This window comes from Variovorax sp. GW821-FHT09A10, assembly GCF_059418385.1.
The window spans coordinates 222,988-239,948 of record NZ_JBWKPT010000003.1; the positions used below are offsets into that span (position 1 = coordinate 222,988).

The 16,961-nt window shown below is 68.3% G+C and carries 15 protein-coding genes and 1 riboswitch; of the genes, 6 read left to right on the forward strand and 9 right to left on the reverse strand.

Features of this window, described 5'->3' with window-relative positions; genetic code table 11:
* Nucleotides 1–3: 3 nt before the first annotated feature.
* The 5 genes from cobW to AC07Q9_RS14445 form a co-directional block, all read right to left on the reverse strand.
* Nucleotides 4–1,068 carry a cobalamin biosynthesis protein CobW gene (gene cobW / locus AC07Q9_RS14425; RefSeq protein WP_070061111.1) on the reverse strand — a complete coding sequence of 355 codons (1,065 nt, stop codon included), beginning with the start codon at nt 1,066–1,068 and terminating at the stop codon, nt 4–6.
* A 114-nt stretch (nt 1,069–1,182) separates the two neighbouring features.
* Complete coding sequence (locus AC07Q9_RS14430) at nt 1,183–1,860, reverse strand: energy-coupling factor ABC transporter permease (RefSeq protein ID WP_495310264.1); 678 nt, start codon at nt 1,858–1,860, stop codon at nt 1,183–1,185.
* Between the two features lie 73 nt (nt 1,861–1,933).
* On the reverse strand, nt 1,934–3,472 hold the full coding sequence (locus AC07Q9_RS14435) for a PepSY domain-containing protein (protein ID WP_495310266.1): 1,539 nt from the start codon (nt 3,470–3,472) through the stop codon (nt 1,934–1,936).
* Between the two features lie 13 nt (nt 3,473–3,485).
* Nucleotides 3,486–5,669, reverse strand: coding sequence for a TonB-dependent receptor (locus AC07Q9_RS14440; RefSeq protein ID WP_495310269.1), 2,184 nt, complete (start codon nt 5,667–5,669; stop codon nt 3,486–3,488).
* Nucleotides 5,670–5,800: 131 nt separating this feature from the next.
* Nucleotides 5,801–6,083: riboswitch (cobalamin riboswitch) on the reverse strand.
* An 81-nt stretch (nt 6,084–6,164) separates the two neighbouring features.
* On the reverse strand, nt 6,165–6,386 hold the full coding sequence (locus tag AC07Q9_RS14445; protein WP_489058505.1) for a hypothetical protein: 222 nt from the start codon (nt 6,384–6,386) through the stop codon (nt 6,165–6,167).
* Between the two features lie 149 nt (nt 6,387–6,535).
* On the opposite strand from AC07Q9_RS14445, the gene AC07Q9_RS14450 reads away from it, so the two are divergent.
* Nucleotides 6,536–6,943, forward strand: coding sequence for a hypothetical protein (locus AC07Q9_RS14450; RefSeq protein ID WP_489058506.1), 408 nt, complete (start codon nt 6,536–6,538; stop codon nt 6,941–6,943).
* Here the strand turns inward: AC07Q9_RS14450 and AC07Q9_RS14455 are convergent.
* Together AC07Q9_RS14455 and AC07Q9_RS14460 are read right to left on the reverse strand one after the other, a co-directional pair.
* Complete coding sequence (locus AC07Q9_RS14455) at nt 6,913–7,248, reverse strand: EI24 domain-containing protein (RefSeq protein WP_495310271.1); 336 nt, start codon at nt 7,246–7,248, stop codon at nt 6,913–6,915. The two genes, AC07Q9_RS14450 and AC07Q9_RS14455, sit on opposite strands and share 31 nt — an antisense overlap.
* A 637-nt stretch (nt 7,249–7,885) precedes the next feature.
* Nucleotides 7,886–9,589, reverse strand: a complete 1,704-nt coding sequence (locus tag AC07Q9_RS14460; protein ID WP_495310273.1) for a cation:proton antiporter domain-containing protein — start codon at nt 9,587–9,589, stop codon at nt 7,886–7,888.
* Between the two features lie 183 nt (nt 9,590–9,772).
* Between AC07Q9_RS14460 and katG the strand changes: the two genes are divergently transcribed.
* Nucleotides 9,773–12,031, forward strand: coding sequence for a catalase/peroxidase HPI (gene katG, locus AC07Q9_RS14465; RefSeq protein WP_495310276.1), 2,259 nt, complete (start codon nt 9,773–9,775; stop codon nt 12,029–12,031).
* A gap of 116 nt (nt 12,032–12,147) precedes the next feature.
* Nucleotides 12,148–12,756 carry a tetratricopeptide repeat protein gene (locus AC07Q9_RS14470; RefSeq protein WP_495310278.1) on the forward strand — a complete coding sequence of 203 codons (609 nt, stop codon included), beginning with the start codon at nt 12,148–12,150 and terminating at the stop codon, nt 12,754–12,756.
* 67 nt (nt 12,757–12,823) lie between these two features.
* Here the strand turns inward: AC07Q9_RS14470 and AC07Q9_RS14475 are convergent, their stop codons facing one another.
* Together AC07Q9_RS14475 and phbB are read right to left on the reverse strand one after the other, a co-directional pair.
* On the reverse strand, nt 12,824–14,167 hold the full coding sequence (locus tag AC07Q9_RS14475) for a dicarboxylate/amino acid:cation symporter (RefSeq protein ID WP_492740856.1): 1,344 nt from the start codon (nt 14,165–14,167) through the stop codon (nt 12,824–12,826).
* 157 nt (nt 14,168–14,324) lie between these two features.
* Nucleotides 14,325–15,062 (reverse strand): acetoacetyl-CoA reductase, encoded by a 738-nt coding sequence (gene phbB / locus AC07Q9_RS14480; RefSeq protein WP_489058512.1) that lies wholly within the window; start codon nt 15,060–15,062, stop codon nt 14,325–14,327.
* A 216-nt stretch (nt 15,063–15,278) separates the two neighbouring features.
* On the opposite strand from phbB, the gene AC07Q9_RS14485 reads away from it, so the two are divergent.
* The 3 genes from AC07Q9_RS14485 (at nt 15,279) to AC07Q9_RS14495 (ending at nt 16,954) form a co-directional block, all read left to right on the forward strand.
* A complete protein-coding gene (locus tag AC07Q9_RS14485) occupies nt 15,279–15,926 on the forward strand; it encodes a DJ-1/PfpI family protein (RefSeq protein WP_495310282.1) in 648 nt (215 codons plus the stop codon).
* Between the two features lie 72 nt (nt 15,927–15,998).
* Nucleotides 15,999–16,511, forward strand: a complete 513-nt coding sequence (locus AC07Q9_RS14490; RefSeq protein WP_495310285.1) for a CinA family protein — start codon at nt 15,999–16,001, stop codon at nt 16,509–16,511.
* Nucleotides 16,508–16,954 (forward strand): GNAT family N-acetyltransferase, encoded by a 447-nt coding sequence (locus AC07Q9_RS14495; RefSeq protein ID WP_495310287.1) that lies wholly within the window; start codon nt 16,508–16,510, stop codon nt 16,952–16,954. The genes AC07Q9_RS14490 and AC07Q9_RS14495 overlap by 4 nt, the downstream gene beginning before the upstream one ends.
* The last annotated feature ends 7 nt before the right edge of the window (nt 16,955–16,961 follow it).

A 16,961-nucleotide genomic window follows, 5' to 3' on the forward strand; every position in this document is an offset into this window, starting at 1 on the left:
CGGTCAGGCGGGAACGGCCGCCACGCCTTCCAGTGCCTTGCGCAGCGCGCCTTCGTCCAGGTCTTCGCCGATGAACACGAGCCGCGTGCGCTGCGCCTCGCCGTCGCGCCAGCGGCGGTCGAAGTGGTGGTCGAAGCGGCGGCCCACGCCCTGCACCAGCAGGCGCATCGGCTTGTGCGGCACGGCGACGAAGCCCTTCACGCGGTAGATGGTGTGCTGTTCGACCAGTGCGGTCAGCACGGCAATGAGGCCATCGCGGTCCACGGGCGGCAGCTCGATCACGAGCGAGTCGAACTCGTCGTGGTCGTGATCTTCCTCGTGGTCGTGGTGGCTCTCGCGCAGGTGGATGGTGCTTTCGGCGGCGCGGCCCTGGCCCAGCAGCAGCGCGAGCGGCAGCTTGCCTTCGGTGGCGCCGACGATCTTCACCTCGGGCGGCAGTTCTTCGCGCACCAGCGCCTCGACCTGCGCGCGCGCGGCGGCGTCCATGAGGTCGGTCTTGTTGAGCACCACGAGGTCGGCGGCCGAGAGCTGGTCTTCGAACAGCTCGTGCAGCGGCGATTCGTGGTCCAGGTTGGGGTCGGCGCGGCGCTGCACGTCGACCTGCGCGGGGTTCGCCGCGAACTGGCCCGACGCGGCGGCAGGGCCGTCGACCACGGTGACCACCGAATCGACGGTGAAGATGTTCGCGATGTCGGGCCACTGGAAGGCCTGCACCAGCGGCTTGGGCAGCGCCAGGCCCGAGGTCTCGATGAGCACGGCGTCGATCTGGTCGCGCCGCTCGGCCAGCTGCAGCATCACGGGCAGGAACTCTTCCTGCACGGTGCAGCAGACGCAGCCGTTGGCCAGTTCGTACAGCGCGCCTTCGCGCTCGTTGCCCTCGTCGTCGCAGCCGATGCCGCAACCGCGCAGGATGTCGCCGTCGATGCCGAGTTCGCCGAACTCGTTGACCACCACCGCGATGCGGCGGCCTTCGGCGTTGCCGAGGATGTGGCGCAGCAACGTGGTCTTGCCGCTGCCGAGGAAGCCCGTGACGATGGTGACGGGGATCTTGGCGTTGCTTTGTGTCATGGAATGGATGCTTTCAGGCGCGCAAAGCGCGCGGGGAATCGGGCGCGCGGCGCGTGCATGGCGCACGCGCCGGCGAACGGCACGCCCTCTTCAACGAGGGGCAGCCGGCGCGAATCAGACGGCGCTGTACAGGCGGCGCTCGACCAGAGCAGTGCCCTGCAGGCGACGCCAGGCCTTGGCCGCGGCCAGCACGCCCAGGTCGACCAGCGGCTCGACCAGCACGACCGTCATGTAGGCCGCGCCGAAGCTGGCGATCTGGCTGAGGTTCTCGAGGCCCGTACCACGGCCGTAGAGGGCCCAGAAGCCCACCCACACCACGATGCCGCCCTGGTAGGCCACCGACAGCTTGAAGGCCTGCTGGTAGCCGATGTCCACGTAGGCCATGTTCGCGGGAATGATGCGGCGTGCCAGCGCGGCGGTCGCGAACAGCGGCACGAGCAAGGTGGTGACGTTCATGCCGTACTGCGGCAGGTCGGGCGGTGCGAAGAACAGGCTCTGGATGAGCAAGCCACCCGCCAGCCCGATGGCCGCGGGCGCGAGCCCGAAGAGCAGCATCAGCGTGGTGCCCAAAATCAGGTGCACCTCGGACACGCCCACCGGATGGTGCGGGAACACCTCGAAGAAGCAGAACACGAGCATCACGGTGAAGACCGAGCGCAGCAACAGGCCCACGGGGCCGTCCTTCAGCAAGGTGTCGAAAGCGACTTTGCCTGTGTAGGCCAGCGCAGCCGCCCCTGTGGCATAGCTGAGGAAGATCTTGGATCCGTCGACGAGTCCGGGTTCGATGTGCATCGCGCACCTCCTGAAATGCACCGAAGTGCGAAAGTTGATTGTTGGGGGATGGACCGGCTTGCGCAAGTCCCCGTCATGAAACCCGGGAGCCTTGTAGCCCCCGTTGAACAGGCGAAGGCCCTGGCTTGCGCCGCAGCCGCCGCCAGCCGATCACCACGCCGCTCGCCGAAGCGACGACGCCGATGATCGACAGGAACCACACCACCAGGTCCCAGGCCGGCCGGTACTGGATGAGCCAGGGAAAGTCGAGGCTGTGCGCGGCGTTGAAGAGCCAGCGGCGCAGCCGCGCGTTGCGGTCGTTGCTGCCGGCCACCTGGCCGCTCGTTGGGTCGATGTAGAGCCAGCTGCGCGCGGCGTCGTCGAACTCGAGCCGCCACACGGGCAGCACGCGCGTGCGGTGGTGGCCGTACCAGTGGAAGTCTTCGTGTGTCTGCAAGGTGGCCTGCGTGATCGCGGCGCCGGGGCGCAGGCGGGCGGCGGCGCGCACGATGTCGTCGCGGGCGATGGCAGCCGGTGCACCGGTCGTGGCATCGACCACCTGCACGCGGGCCTGCGCGTCACGCAGTTGCAGCAGCGGCTTCCCGTCGAACCACATCAGCAGCGCCTCATGCGGTGCGCCAGCGCGCTCGCCTGCCGGCACCACGGCCGGCGGCCAGGGAAACGGCGACGCGCCGGCGCCTGTGTAGCGCGCCATCGCGGCCGCATCGCCGGGCCCGCGCTGGAACCAGCCATTGGGGTTCATCGACAGCCAGCCGCTCACGATCCAGGTCAGCACGAAGAAGCCACCGATGAGCCCGGCGATGTGGTGCCAGGCCATCCAGCCGGTGTACGGCGTGACCGCGCCGCTGCGAAAGCGCCGCCGCAGCCGAAGGCGCAGGATGCCGATGACGATGCCCGTCACGGCCGAGACGATGCAGGCGGCCGACAGCCACACGACCACGTCGTGCCACAGCGGCGGGTCGGCGCGCAGCGGCGTGAAGTAGATCCAGTGCGGCACGGCGCCCAGCCAGTTCCAGAAGCGCTCGGTGCGCGTGGTGTCGCGCACCACCTCGCCGGTGCGCGAGGACACGTACAGCTCGGTGCCCGCCGCGTCGCCGACTTCGACGCGGTGCAGCGGACGCAACGGATTCAGGCCCTGCGGCACCGTCCACTGGTCGCGCTCCAGCGTCTCGGCCCAGCGTGCGCCAGGCTGCGCGGAGAACTCACGGGCGATGGCTTCGGCCTGCGCCGCATCGACCGGGCCGAGCACACGGGCGTCGCGCGCGGACACGGCATGCCGCCCGCCGCGCGCATCGACGATGCGCCACACGGGCTGCGCGTCGGTGCCGGCCTGCATCTCCAGCGCCATGCGCCGGGGCGGCTGCGTGCGCACCGCTTGCGGCAAGGCATCGAGCGCGGCAGCCGGCGTGACCACCGCCTGTTCGAAACGCACCGGGCCGAGCCCCGCGAGCCGCTCTTCGTCCGTGAGGTTCGGGTACCCCACGTACATCATGACCACGCCCGAGACGAACCACATGACGAACAGCAGGCAGCCGCCGATGCCCAGCCATCGGTGCGTCCAGTACAGCGCCCGCCGCAGCGGGGGCCATGTGCGTTGCCAGGGGGTACTCATGGGCCGTGCGCGTTCAGAAGGTCACGAACGCCGACAGCTCGAACGAGCGCGGCCGGCCCAGCAGCCACTGGTTGCCGCCGTTCGAGAACGAGACCGGGTACTTGCGGTCGGCCAGGTTGAAGGCGCGCAGCGCGAGCTTGAGCGACGGGTTCGCCTGCCAGCTCACGCCCGCGTCGGCCACGGTGTAGGAGCCGATGCGGCGCGTGTTGGCCGCGTCGACCTGCCGCGCGCCGACGTGGCGCACGCCGAACTCGGCCTCCCATTGCGGCAGGAAGCGCCAGTGCAGCCACAGGTTGGCCGCCACCTGGGGCACGCCCGCCGGCGTGTTGCCCGCGCGCGAGACCAGCGACTTGCCGACCGCTTCATTGAAGTCGTCGTAGCGCGCGCGCAGCCGTGCGGCGTTGGCTTCGAGGCGCAGCGTGGAGGTCAGCGCCAGGTCGAGCGTGGCCTCGATGCCTTCGGACGACTGCTTGCCGATCTGCTGCACGACGGTCGGGTCGTTCGCGTCGCGCGACAGCAGCTTGGTCTTCTCGATGCGGTAGGCCGCCACGCTCCAGGCGCCGCGGCCTTCGGCCAGCTGGCGCTTGTAGCCCACCTCGACCTGCTTGCCGACGCTGAGCTCGAACGGCACCTGCGTGGCGGACGTGCTGATGAGCCCGGTGAGCGGATCGGCCGCGCGCGCCACCTGCGCATAGAACGACTGCGCGGCGTCGGGCGCGTAGACCACGCCCAGGCGGCCGGTGGCGTACTCGAAGGTCTTGTCCAGGCGCGGGGCGCGGTTCTGCGGATCGGTGCGCACGATCTTCGCGTGGTCCCAGCGCAGGCTGCCGACCACCGACCAGTGTTCGTTGAAGGCCAGCTTGTCTTCGGCGAAGAAGGCGTAGGTGCTGGTCTTGGTCTTGTAGCGCGGCAGGTAGGGCGTGGGCGAAGCGTAGTAGCCGGGGTTGAACACGAAGGCATCGACCACCGAGCGCCCGCCGTAGGGCGTGTCGCTCGAATTCAGGAAGTCGATGCGGTTGGCGTCGAAGCCCACCAGCACCTGGTTCTTCAGGCCGAACAGCGCGTGCTTGAAGGTGGCGTCGGTGCGGTTGCCGATCTGCTCCTGGTCGTGGCCGATCTCCAGGTAGTCGCCGCGCGTCACGCGGTTCGTGGTGGCGCTGTAGGTGTAGGTTTCGCTGTCGCGCCAGTGGCGCTTGCTGTCCAGGCGATAGAGCTGGTTGCGCACGGTGACGGCGTCGTTGGGCGTCCACTGCGCATCGAGGCGGGTCCAGCGGTCGCGGTACTTGACCTCGGCGTCGTCGAGGTTGTAGTTCTGTTCGCGGTTCAGGCTGCTCAGGCGGCCGTTGACGAGCGGCACGCCAAAGTAGCGCTGCGGCGTCTGGCGGCCCTCGTCGTGCGAGAGCGTGAACTGCAGCCGCGGCGATACGTCGAGCCGCACGGCGCCGCCCACGGCCAGGCTCTCGGCCTCGCCGCGCCGCATGAAGCCGTCGGTCTTGCGGTGGCTGATGTCGAAGCGGTACGAGAGCATGTCGTTGATCGCCCCGCCGCTGCCGAAGGCAACCTGGCGCGTGGCGTCGGAGCCGACGGTCACGAGTGCTTCGTTCTGGATCGGGCCGCGCGTGGGCTTCTTGGGCACCACGTTGATCGCGCCGCCGATGGCGCCTTCGCCGAACATCACCGAGGCGGCGCCGCGCAGCACCTCGATGCGGTCGGTCGACCAGGTGTCGAACGGGAAGGTGACGGTGCCCGCGCCCACGTACAGGCGCGTGCCGTCGTACAGCTGCATCACCGAGCCATGGCCGTTGAAGCCACGTGCCGACAGCGCCGAGCCGCCGTTGCCCGGCGCGGGCGAACCTGTGATGCCAGTGGCGCGGCTCGCGGCCTCGACCACCGACACGTCGCCGCGTGCGCGGATCGCGTCGCCGGTGAGCACCTCGATGCTGGCGGGCGTTTCGAGCGGCGTGAGGCCCAGGCGGCTGCCGGTCTGCGTGGGTTCGTCCAGGGCCAGCGGCGTGTGGCGGCTGGCTTCGATCTGCACGGGCGTGAGGCTGGGGCGGCCGGCCGGGTCGCCCGACTGGGCGAGCGCTGGCCCGCATACGAGGCCGAGCCCCAATGAAATGCCGGAAAGACCCGAAAGGCGCGCCCGTTGCAGGGGCGGGCCCGGGCGATCGCGCAAGGGCAGCGATGCCTGATTCATCCGATTTCTCCTCCGGCCCGCGTCCCCGCAGGCTCCTGACCGATCGAGGACGCCGAGGGAGAAGAGACTGGGGGCGGTGCCGTTTCGCGCGAGGGAAAAGCGGCAGGCCCGGACACGCACTCCCGCAGCATCCGAAGGCGGTTGCGAAGGCCGGTATCCGGGCTCGCGGAGTGCGTCGGGGTGCAATGCATGCACCTCGGCGCCGAAGCCCTCGCCTTCCCACGCCGAAGCGCAGTGGCTGCCCCAGCGAAAGATCGCCGGGGCCTGAGGGTGTCGATGTCCGCTGACCGTTGCGGGGGCAGCGCAGGAATGGAAGGGTCGTTCGAAAAAACGACGCCTCGCACCTGCTTCCCGTTTAACCCCGCCGCCAATCCTGTGACTGGTCGTGCAGGGCACCTTCGAACCGTGGGGTGTTGGACGACACCGGTGTGAACCAATGTTTCCAACCGCCGGGATTATAGGGAGCGCCCTGCGGCGACGCCCCTGCGGGCCCCGTCAGGCGGGCTTGCCGTCGGGCCCGAACAGCCGCCGCAGCACCGCCACGCCGGCCACCAGCGCGTTCGAATAGGTGGCGTAGGGCGTGTGGGCGGCTTCGAGCGGCGCGTACTCATGGGTGATGTCGCCGGGCGAGCCGTCCACAGCCTCCATCAGCACCCAGTAGAACTCCCCTTCTTCCAGTTCGTGGACGGTGAGTGCGATGTCTCTGGGCGAAGGCATGACGGTCAGAAATGAAACAGGGAATGAACCCGCCTTTGAACGGGCTGGGGGCTGGCGCGGTTGTCAGTACTAGGGCTTCTCCTACAGTGCATGGACGCCGCGCGGCCTAATGTTAGGGGTGGGGAGCTGTATCAGAACAAGGAGTCAGCATGAAACATTTCACGCTTGAACCCAACATGCGCGCCAGTTTCGGCGGCGCGTTCTACCCGACCGGCTTCTCCCTGGTGATGTTCCCGAGCATCGAAGACGCCAGCCGCATCGGCCACGGGCTGATCGAGAAAGGCATCGTGAGCGGCGACGAGGTCTACCTGATACCGGCCGAAACCGTCCTGGCGGAAATCGCGCCGACCGTGCATGCCTCGCACAGCCCCCTGCCCTCCGCCGGCACCGACGGCGCCACGGTGCGCGCCTTCATCGAGCTGGCCCAGGAAGGCCACACGGGCCTCTTGATCCGCACCAAGGACGGCGCCATCACGGAGCGCGTGATGGAACTGGTGCGTACCGTGCCCTACTCGATCGCCGAGCGCTACCGCACGCTGGTGATCGAGGACCTTTGAACGCCGGCTGAAGCGCCGGTGTCAGCCCGGCGCTCTGCCTCCATCCCTCGGTAGCCGAGGTGGCAGGCGCCTGCGCCCAGCAACGCCGGCAGCAGCAGATTCACCACCGGCACCAGCGCCAGCAGCAGGATCAGCACACCGAACACCACCATCGCACCGCGCTGGCGGCGCACGACCCGCATGCGCTCCTCGCCGTTCGCAACGCCGGCCAGCGCGGGCCCCAGCAGAAAGCGCACATTGAGGTAGGCGAGCAGCAGGAACAGCAACACGCCGTTGACCACCGGCACCAGCAGGCACAGCAGCATCCCCAGGGCTCGCGCCCAGCCACGGCCCCAGCCACCCGCGCACGCCGGCCAGCCAGCCCGAGGGCCCGGGCCGTGGCTGCGCCAGCAGCGCCGGGTAACGCGCATGCACGCGCGCGCGCACCGAGCCCAGCAGCACCCAGCGCAACGCCAGGCGGATGGTGGCGACGATGACACCGGCGTACATCACCACCAGCACCGCGGCCGTGAGCACCGCCGCATAGACCAGCAGCATCGCCAGCGCAGGCGCGATGCCCGCCATGCCCGCGACGCTCCCTCCGGTGCCTCCCGTGCCGGGCAGCAGGCCGAGCACCGCACCGCCCATCACGACGAAGACCGACACCACGCCGGCCGCCATTCCGATCGGCTGGAAGTGACGGTAGAACACCCAGCTCCACACGGCGAAGACCAGCAGGCACAGGCCCGCGGAACGCAGCACGATGCCCGGACGCAGGCTGGAGCGAAAGGCCAGCGCGAGGCAGACCAGGGACTCGCGCACCGCGCCGAGCAACGAATGCCATCGGGCTTTCAGTGACATGGGATGGGAAAAAAGAGATCAGTGAAAAGCGCGGATGCATGCCGTGGCCGGGGAGATGACCCCCGACCGGCGCGACCCGCGACGAGCGCAGGCAGCCGGCTTTCAGGCCGGCACCGCCATCGCGGCGGCGCGCTGCACCACATCGCGGGCCATGGCCTGGGCGAGTTCCTGTTCGCCCAGAAACACCTTCGCATCGGTTTCGGCGGCCAGCAGGCGGGCTTCCTGCTCGTTGTGGCTGCGCACCACGGTCTGGATGCTGGGATTCAGCGTACGCGCGGTTTCGATCATCTGGCGCACGTTCATGGCGTCGGGTGTGGCCACCACGAGCACGCGGGCGCGCGCCACGTGCGCCTGGATCAGCACCGCCGGGTCGGCCGCGTCGCCCCACACGGCGGGGATGCCGGCCTCGCGCAGCTTCTCGACCAGCTCGCGGTTCTGCTCGGCCACCACGTAAGGGATGTCGTTGGTCTCGAGTTCGGCGGCGATGCGCCGGCCCACCCGGCCGTAGCCGACCAGCACCACCTGGCGCGACAGGTACTTGGCCTCGGTGGTCATGGGCAGCTCGGCCAGCGGGTCGCTGCGCGCGTCCAGCTCGCGTGCGAACTTCGAATGCGCGTGCAGCCATTTCTGCAGCGGCGCGATCAGGCTGAACCACAGCGGGTTGGTGGCGATGGAGATCAGCGCGCCCGCCAGCACCAGGCTTTGCCCTTCCACCGGCAGCAGGCCGAGCGACACGCCCAGCCCGGCCAGGATGAACGAGAACTCGCCGATCTGCGCCAGGCTCGCGCTCACCGTGAGCGCGGTGGCCAGCGGGTAGCGGAACACCAGCACCAGCGCACAGGCCGCGAGCGACTTGCCCAGCACGATGACCAGCACCACGGCCAGCACCTGCAGCGGGCGCTCCAGCAGCACCGACGGGTCGAACAGCATGCCGACCGACACGAAGAACAGCACGGCGAACGCGTCGCGCAGCGGCAGCGATTCCTGCGCCGCGCGGTGGCTGAACTGCGACTCGCGCATCACCATGCCGGCGAAGAAGGCGCCCAGCGCGAACGACACGCCGAACAGCGCCGCCGAGGCGAACGCGATGCTCACGGCCGCCGCCACCACGCACAGCGTGAACAGCTCGCGCGAACCGGTGCGCGTGACCTGCCAGAGAATCCACGGGAACACGCGCCGCCCCACCACCAGCATCAGCAGCACGAAACCGCCAACCTGCAGCAGCGTGAGGCCCAGCGTCTGCCAGACCGGCGCGCCGTGGGTGTCGGCATTGGTGCCGCCCAGCGCGCCCGCCAGCGGCGGCAACAGCACGAGCACCAGCACCATCGCGAGGTCTTCGACCACCAGCCAGCCGATGGCGATGCGGCCGGTGAAGGAATCGAGGATGCCCAGGCTCTCGAGCGCGCGCAGCAGCACCACCGTGCTCGCCACCGACAGCGCGAGCCCGAACACCAGCGCCGCGCCCCAGCTCCAGCCCCACCACACGGCCAGGCCGCCGCCGAGCAGCGTGGCGACGACGATCTGCGCGATGGCGCCGGGCAGCGCGATCTTGCGCACCGCGAGCAGGTCAGCCAGCGAAAAATGCAGGCCCACGCCGAACATCAGCAGCATCACGCCGATCTCGGCCAGCTGCGCGGCAATGCCGGCGTCGGCCACGAAGCCGGGCGTGAACGGGCCGATGATCACGCCCGCCAGCAGGTACCCCACCAGCGCCGGCAATCGCAGCCGCGCCGCGAGAAAGCCGAACACCAGCGCCAACCCCAGGCCGGCGGCAATCGTATTGATGAGGGAGACGCTGTGGGGCATCGGTCCATTTTGCAGGAACGGCCCCCAACCTTTGAAGCCCGCAGGCTTCTACGGGCCTGCGTCTACACCCCTACGGAAGCGACGCGAACTATCGTAGGCATAAAGCACTTCTATTCGCATCGACACCTTTCTCATCCAGAATTTGAGCGGTCCCCCCGTCCCCCCAACAACAGGAGCCTCCCCATGAGCAACGAGAAAACCGAAGCGAAGTGCCCGTTCAGCCAGGCCACCGGCGCCGGCACCACGAACCGCGACTGGTGGCCCGAGCAGCTGCGCCTGGACCTGCTGCACCAGCACTCCTCCAAATCCGATCCCCTGGGCACCGGTTTCGACTACGCCAAGGCCTTCCAGAGCCTGGACCTCGCCGCGGTGAAGAAAGACCTCGCCGCGCTGATGACCGACTCGCAAGACTGGTGGCCGGCCGACTTCGGCCACTACGGCCCGCTCTTCATCCGCATGGCCTGGCACAGCGCCGGCACCTACCGCATCGGCGACGGCCGCGGCGGCGCCGGCCGCGGGCAGCAGCGCTTCGCGCCGCTCAACAGCTGGCCCGACAACGTGAGCCTGGACAAGGCGCGCCGCCTGCTGTGGCCGATCAAGCAGAAGTACGGCCAGAAGATTTCCTGGGCCGACCTGTTGATCCTCACCGGCAACGTCGCGCTCGAAACCATGGGCTTCAAGACCTTCGGCTTCGCCGGTGGCCGCCCCGACGTGTGGGAACCCGACCAGGACGTGTACTGGGGCCGCGAGAAGACCTGGCTCGGCGGCGACGTGCGCTACGCACAAGGCTCGCCGGGCGTCGAAAAAGACCGCGGCGTGCTCGTGAAGGACGACGACAGCAAGGTGCCGCACACGCGCAACCTCGAGAACCCGCTGGGCGCCGTGCAGATGGGCCTGATCTACGTGAACCCCGAGGGCCCGGACGGCAACCCCGACCCGATCGCCGCGGCCCACGACATCCGCGACACCTTCGCCCGCATGGCCATGGACGACGAGGAAACCGTGGCGCTCATCGCCGGCGGCCACACCTTCGGCAAGACCCACGGCGCAGGGCCGGCCTCGAACGTCGGCAAGGAACCCGAAGCCGCCGGCCTCGAAGACCAGGGCTTCGGCTGGAAGAACAGCTTCGGCACCGGCAAGGGCGGCGACACCATCACCAGCGGCCTCGAAGTGACGTGGACCACCACGCCCACGAAGTGGAGCAACAACTTCTTCGAGAACCTGTTCGGCTACGAATGGGAGCTGACCAAGAGCCCCGCCGGCGCGCACCAGTGGGTGGCCAAGGGCGGCGCCGGTGCCGGCACCATTCCCGACGCGCACGACGCCTCCAAGCGCCACGCGCCGACCATGCTCACGACCGACCTGTCGCTGCGCCTGGACCCGGCCTACGAAAAGATCTCGCGCCGCTTCCTGGCCAACCCCGACCAGCTCGCCGACGCCTTCGCGCGCGCCTGGTTCAAGCTCACGCACCGCGACATGGGTCCGCGCGCCCGCTACCTCGGGCCCGAGGTGCCGGCCGAAGAGCTGATCTGGCAAGACCCGATCCCGGCCGTCGACCATCCGCTGGTCGACGCCAGCGACGTCGCAGCGCTGACGAAGAAGGTGCTGGCCTCGGGCCTCACGCCTGCGCAGCTGGTGTCAACGGCGTGGGCCTCGGCCTCCACCTTCCGCGGCTCCGACATGCGCGGCGGTGCCAACGGCGCCCGTGTGCGGCTGGCGCCCCAGAAGGACTGGGCCGTCAACCAGCCCGCGCAGCTGGCCCAGGTGCTGAAGGTGCTCGAAGGCATCCAGAGCGAGTTCAACGCGGCGCAGACCGGCGGCAAGAAGATCTCGCTGGCCGACCTGATCGTGCTGGCCGGCGGTGCGGGCGTGGAACAGGCCGCGCGCAACGGCGGCCGTGAAGTGAAGGTGCCCTTCTCGCCCGGCCGCGCCGACGCCTCGCAGGAACAGACCGACGTGCCCTCGTTCGAGCCGCTGGAGCCCGCGGCCGACGGCTTCCGCAACTACCTGAAGGGCCGCTACAGCGTGCCCGGCGAAGCGCTGCTGATCGACAAGGCGCAGCTGCTCACGCTCACGGCGCCCGAGATGACGGTGCTGGTCGGCGGCCTGCGCGTGCTCGACACCAACGTCGGCCAGACGCGCCACGGCGTCTTCACGAAGACGCCCGGCACGCTGAGCAACGACTACTTCGTCAACCTGCTCGACATGGGCACGGAGTGGAAGGCGGTGTCGGACGCCAAGGAGGAATACGAAGGCCGCGACCGCAAGACCGGCGCCCTCAAGTGGACCGGCACGCGCGTCGACCTGGTGTTCGGCTCCAACGCGCAGCTGCGCGCCATCGCCGAGGTCTACGGCGCGTCCGACAGCCAGCAGAAGTTCATCGACGACTTCGTGGCCGCCTGGACCAAGGTGATGAACCTGGACCGCTTCGATCTCGCCTGAGGCGGGGTGCCTGCGGGCACCTGCGCCGTTCGCGCCCCGGGGTTCTGTCCCCCGCGGGCGCGGACTCCCATGAACGAGGTATTCGGGTTTCAGGCCGGAACACTAGATTCGGCCCCATGAAATTCGCGAAGGCATGGCTTGCCGCCGGCGTCGTCCTGGCGGCCTCGCAGTTCGGCGCGCTGTATGCGCAGGACGGCAACCCCGAATGGCGCGCGCTGCGCCAGGAACTCGTGCAACGCATCAACGCCAACTGCTACGACGTCGGCACGCTCGAGCTGGCGCAGCAGGTGCTGCGGACGGCGCAACGCACGGGCGGGCCCGAGTCCGCCGACACGGCCCTCAGCCTCGTGCTGCTGGCCCATGTCCACCAGCGGCAGGGGCAGCTGACGCGGGCCGCGCAGTCGTACACGGCCGCGCTCGCCATCCAGGAAAAGACCGCCGGGCCGGACAGCCCGCGGGTGGCGTTCACGCTGAGCGCGCTGGCCGGCCTGCACTACCGCCGCGAGGCCTTCGACCAGGCCATCGCGCTGTACGAACGTGCCCTGGCGATCCACGAGAAGCAGCGGCGCCCCGACGCACCCGCCGTGCTGGTCAGCCGGCAGAACCTGGCCGCGGCCCATCGCGCCCAGGGCGCCCAGGGCGCCTACGCCAAGGCCGCCCCGCTGTACGAACGCGGGCTCGACGCCAGGGCGCAGCCGCTGCTCGCGGTGGCCCTGGTGCATTGACGCGCACTGAAGCGCACCGAAACGCGCCTCACCGCACCCAAACGCGCGGGCCGGCGCCCTGCGCCGGCTACGGCGCCATCTTCGATTCGCGCGCGTTCACCAGTTCCTCGGGCTCCTGCGACTCGACCCAGCTCTCGTTGTTGAGTCCGGCCTGCAGCCGCTCCTCGTCGAGTTCATTCGTCCACTTGGCGACCACGATGGTGGCCACGCCGTTGCCGATGAGATTGGTCAACGCACGCGCCTCGGACATGAAACGGTCGATACCCAGGATGAGCGCCAGCCCCGCTACCGGCACATGCCCCACCGCCGACAGCGTGGCCGCCAGCACGATGAAGCCGCTGCCCGTGACGCCCGCCGCGCCCTTCGACGTGAGCAGCAGCACGGCCAGCAGCGTGATCTCCTGCGTGAGCGTCATGGGCGTGTTGGTGGCCTGCGCAATGAACACCGCCGCCATCGTCAGGTAGATCGAGGTGCCGTCCAGGTTGAACGAGTAGCCCGTGGGAATCACCAGCCCCACGCAGGTCTTGTGGGCGCCCAGGTTCTCCATCTTCTCCATCATGCGCGGCAGCACCGATTCGCTCGACGACGTGCCCAGCACGATCAGCAGCTCTTCCTTGATGTACTTGATGAACTTCCAGATGCTGAAGCCGTGAAAGCGCGCGATAAGCCCCAGCACCACGAAGATGAACAGCAGGCAGGTCAGGTAGAAGGTGCCCATGAGCTTGCCCAGCGACAGCAGGCTGCCCAGCCCGTACTTGCCGATGGTGAAGGCCATGGCGCCGAAGGCGCCGATGGGCGCGAGCTTCATGATGTAGTTGACGATCACGAACAGCACGTGCGAGCCCTTCTCGATCACGTCGAACACCAGCGTGCCGCGCCCGCCGAAGCGGTGCAGCGCAAAGCCGAACAGCACCGCGATCAGCAGCACCTGCAGGATCTCGCCCTTGGCGAAGGCATCAACGATCGTGCTGGGAATCACGTTGAGCAGGAAGTCGACCGTGCCGGTCATCTTGCCGGGGCCGGTGTAGGCCGCGATGGCCTTGGTGTCGAGCGTGGACGCGTCGATGTTCATGCCCGCGCCGGGCTTGAGCACGTTCACCAGCACCAGCCCGACCACCAGCGCGATGCTGCTCACGATCTCGAAGTACAGGAGCGCCAGCCCGCCGGTCTTGCCAACCTTCTTCATGTCTTCCATGCCGGCGATGCCGACCACCACCGTGCAGAAGATGATCGGCGCGATGATCATCTTGATGAGCTTGATGAAGCCGTCGCCCAAGGGCTTCATCGACTCCCCGAGCGAGGGGTAGAAGTAACCGAGGAGCACGCCGATGATCACCGCGGTGATCACCTGCACGTAGAGGGAACGGTAGAGGGGGAGCTTCCTGGGTACTGTGCTTGTTGTATGTGCCATGACTGCCTCCTGAAAGGATGAAGGGAAACGAAAGGAAAAGGGTTCGTGTCGCGGTTGCTTTCGATGGGTGATGTCGTTCGTTCTGTGTCCGTGGCGCCGGCCCAAATGAAAAAACCCGCCGAGGCGGGTTTTTGTTTTCAGGGTGTGGCGCGCATGCTCAGTGCATGTGGAGGCCGCCGTTGACCGAGAAGTCGGCCCCGGTGCTGTAGCCGCCTTCATCGGTGGCGAGCCACGAGATGATGGAAGCAATTTCGCTCGGCTCGCCCAGGCGCTTGACCGGAATGGTCGCCACGATCTTGTCGAGCACTTCCTGGCGGATGGCCTTGACCATGTCGGTGCCGATGTAGCCCGGGCTCACGGTATTCACCGTGACGCCCTTGTTGGCCAGCTCCTGCGCCAGCGCCATCGTGAAGCCGTGCATGCCGGCCTTGGCTGCCGAGTAGTTGGTCTGGCCGGCCTGGCCCTTGGCGCCGTTGACCGAGCTGATGTTGATGATGCGGCCCCAGCCCTTTTCCACCATGTCGCCCACCACCTGCTTGGTGACGTTGAACATGCTGTTGAGGTTGGTTTCGATCACCGCGCTCCAGTCTTCCGGCGTCATCTTGAGGAACATGCGGTCCCGCGTGATGCCTGCGTTGTTGACGAGCACGTCAATCGCGCCGTGGGCCGCCTTGGCGGCGGAAAAAGCCTCGACGGTGGATTGCCAGTCGCCGACATTGCCCACCGACGCATGGAACTCGAAGCCTTCGGCTTTCTGTTCGGCCAGCCATTTGGCATGGTCGCGCGTCGGGCCGCAACCTGCGACCACAGTGAACCCGTCCTTGTGCAGACGCTGGCAGATGGCTGTTCCGATGCCACCCATGCCCCCGGTGACATATGCAACTTTCTTGCTCATGAGATTTCCTTGATTTGAAGCTAGCAAAAAGCCTGAACGGCCGCCTTCACTCTAGCCATTTTCAGGCCACACAACCCTGAGGGAGAACACTGAGCCAAGCTTGCAACCAGCTGTCACGGACATCACCTCGGCGGCACTCTATATGCTTGCGGCTGCGCGACCGTGACAGGGTCCCAGCCGGCCCCCTCCCATCCAGCCACCCAGGAGTTCGCACGCATGAATTTCGGAATCATCGTCTTCCCCGAGGTCGAGGAGCTCGATTTCATCGGCCCCTGGGAAATGCTCACCATGTGGAGCAAGCTGGCCGGCGGCCCCGCCAACTGTCTGGTCGTGGCGCAAACGCATGGCCCGGTCGTCTGCGCCAAGGGGCTGTCGATCAACCCGCACGTGTCGTTTGCCGACTGCCCGCCGCTGGACTTTCTGCTCGTGCCCGGCGGCATGGGCACGCGGCGCGAGGTCGACAACCCCGCCATGGTGCAGTTTCTGGCCGCCCAGGCGCCGGGCTGCAAAGCGCTGATGTCGGTGTGCACCGGCGCCTTCGTGCTGCATGCGGCCGGCCTGCTCTCGGGTCGCACGGCCACCACGCACTGGGGGTCGCTCGACCGCCTGCGCGCGCTCGGCGATGTGAAGGTGGTGGAGCAGCGCTTCGTGCAGGACGGCCATGTCTGGACCTCGGCCGGCGTGTCGGCCGGCACCGACCTGATGCTGGCCTTCATCGCGCATGCCGCGGGCGAGGAAGCCGCGGCCAAGGTGCAGCTGCAGGCCGAGTACTACCCGGCCGACACGGTGTACGGCCACACCTCGAGCCATGAGCGCGCGCCGTCGTATGTGCGGCGGCCGGGCTCGCGCGCGGGCACGGCCTGATCGTTCTTTCGCTTGTTTGCTTGATCGATCGAACGGTCGGTCATTTCTTCTTTTTTACTTCTTTAGACCTCCATGTCCACGCCCGACCTCACCGACCTCGAACCGCTTGCCGTGCTCGCCGCCCGCGTGGGGGCGACGCTGCGCGAGCGGCGCCAGACGGTGGCGGTCGCGGAATCGTCGGCCGGCGGCCTGGTCTCGGCCGCCTTGCTCGCCCTGCCGGGTGCCTCGGCCTACTTCCTGGGCGGCGCGGTCATCTACTCGCGCCGCGCCGGCAAGGCCCTGCTCGGCCTCACGCCCGAGGACATGGGCGACATGCGCGGCGAGACCGAGCCCTATGCACGCTTCATGTCGGGCCGCATCCGCGATGCCCACCGCTCGAAGTGGGGCCTCTGCGAGAGCGGTGCGGCGGGGCCGTCGGGCAGCCCGTACGGCGATGCGCCCGGGCATGTCTGCATCGCCGTGACCGGCGCGGACGGCCTCGTGGTCAGCCGCACGATCGAAACCGGCGCGACCGACCGGCCATGGAACATGGATGTGTTCGCGCGGCTGTTGCTGAAGTTGTTCGACGAGACCTTGCAGGCATGAGCAAAGCCACGCCGGTCTTTCGGCGTGTGGGCGCCGAAGATGCGGACTTCCTCTTCGAGCTCTGTGAGGCCACGATGCGCGGCTACGTTGAACAGGTATGGGGCAGCTGGAACGCGGCGGGCGTCCGGGCCCATCTTGCCGAACAGGCGCGCGCCGGCGCCTTCTTCGCACTGGACCTCGACGGCATGCGCGTGGGCGCTGTCGCGTTCGAGCAGCACGACACGCACGTCCAGATCGAAGAGATGTACATCGTCCCCTTGCGCCAGAACCAGGGCATCGGAAGCGCGGTCGTGGCGCACATCGTCAGCCTGGCTTCGCGTGAGCAGCTTCCGGTCCGGCTGCGGGTGCTGGCGTCGAACCCCGCACGCCTTTTCTATGAGCGGCTCGGCTTTCAGGTGACCGTTTCAACACCGGAACGGTATTTCATGGAGCGCCCCCACTGAGCGAGAG

Excerpts from the sequence above, each read along its gene's own strand:
- AC07Q9_RS14435 (WP_495310266.1), bottom strand. The coding sequence starts at position 3,472 with ATGAGTACCCCCTGGCAACGCACATGGCCCCCGCTGCGGCGGGCGCTG.
- AC07Q9_RS14495 (WP_495310287.1), top strand. The coding sequence starts at position 16,508 with ATGAGCAAAGCCACGCCGGTCTTTCGGCGTGTGGGCGCCGAAGATGCG.
- AC07Q9_RS14470 (WP_495310278.1), top strand. The coding sequence starts at position 12,148 with ATGAAATTCGCGAAGGCATGGCTTGCCGCCGGCGTCGTCCTGGCGGCC.
- katG (WP_495310276.1), top strand. The coding sequence starts at position 9,773 with ATGAGCAACGAGAAAACCGAAGCGAAGTGCCCGTTCAGCCAGGCCACC.
- AC07Q9_RS14475 (WP_492740856.1), bottom strand. The coding sequence starts at position 14,167 with ATGGCACATACAACAAGCACAGTACCCAGGAAGCTCCCCCTCTACCGT.
- AC07Q9_RS14430 (WP_495310264.1), bottom strand. The coding sequence starts at position 1,860 with ATGCACATCGAACCCGGACTCGTCGACGGATCCAAGATCTTCCTCAGC.
- AC07Q9_RS14485 (WP_495310282.1), top strand. The coding sequence starts at position 15,279 with ATGAATTTCGGAATCATCGTCTTCCCCGAGGTCGAGGAGCTCGATTTC.
- AC07Q9_RS14440 (WP_495310269.1), bottom strand. The coding sequence starts at position 5,669 with ATGAATCAGGCATCGCTGCCCTTGCGCGATCGCCCGGGCCCGCCCCTG.
- phbB (WP_489058512.1), bottom strand. The coding sequence starts at position 15,062 with ATGAGCAAGAAAGTTGCATATGTCACCGGGGGCATGGGTGGCATCGGA.
- AC07Q9_RS14455 (WP_495310271.1), bottom strand. The coding sequence starts at position 7,248 with ATGCTGCTGTGCCTGCTGGTGCCGGTGGTCAACGGCGTGTTGCTGTTC.
- AC07Q9_RS14490 (WP_495310285.1), top strand. The coding sequence starts at position 15,999 with ATGTCCACGCCCGACCTCACCGACCTCGAACCGCTTGCCGTGCTCGCC.
- AC07Q9_RS14450 (WP_489058506.1), top strand. The coding sequence starts at position 6,536 with ATGAAACATTTCACGCTTGAACCCAACATGCGCGCCAGTTTCGGCGGC.
- AC07Q9_RS14460 (WP_495310273.1), bottom strand. The coding sequence starts at position 9,589 with ATGCCCCACAGCGTCTCCCTCATCAATACGATTGCCGCCGGCCTGGGG.
- AC07Q9_RS14445 (WP_489058505.1), bottom strand. The coding sequence starts at position 6,386 with ATGCCTTCGCCCAGAGACATCGCACTCACCGTCCACGAACTGGAAGAA.
- cobW (WP_070061111.1), bottom strand. The coding sequence starts at position 1,068 with ATGACACAAAGCAACGCCAAGATCCCCGTCACCATCGTCACGGGCTTC.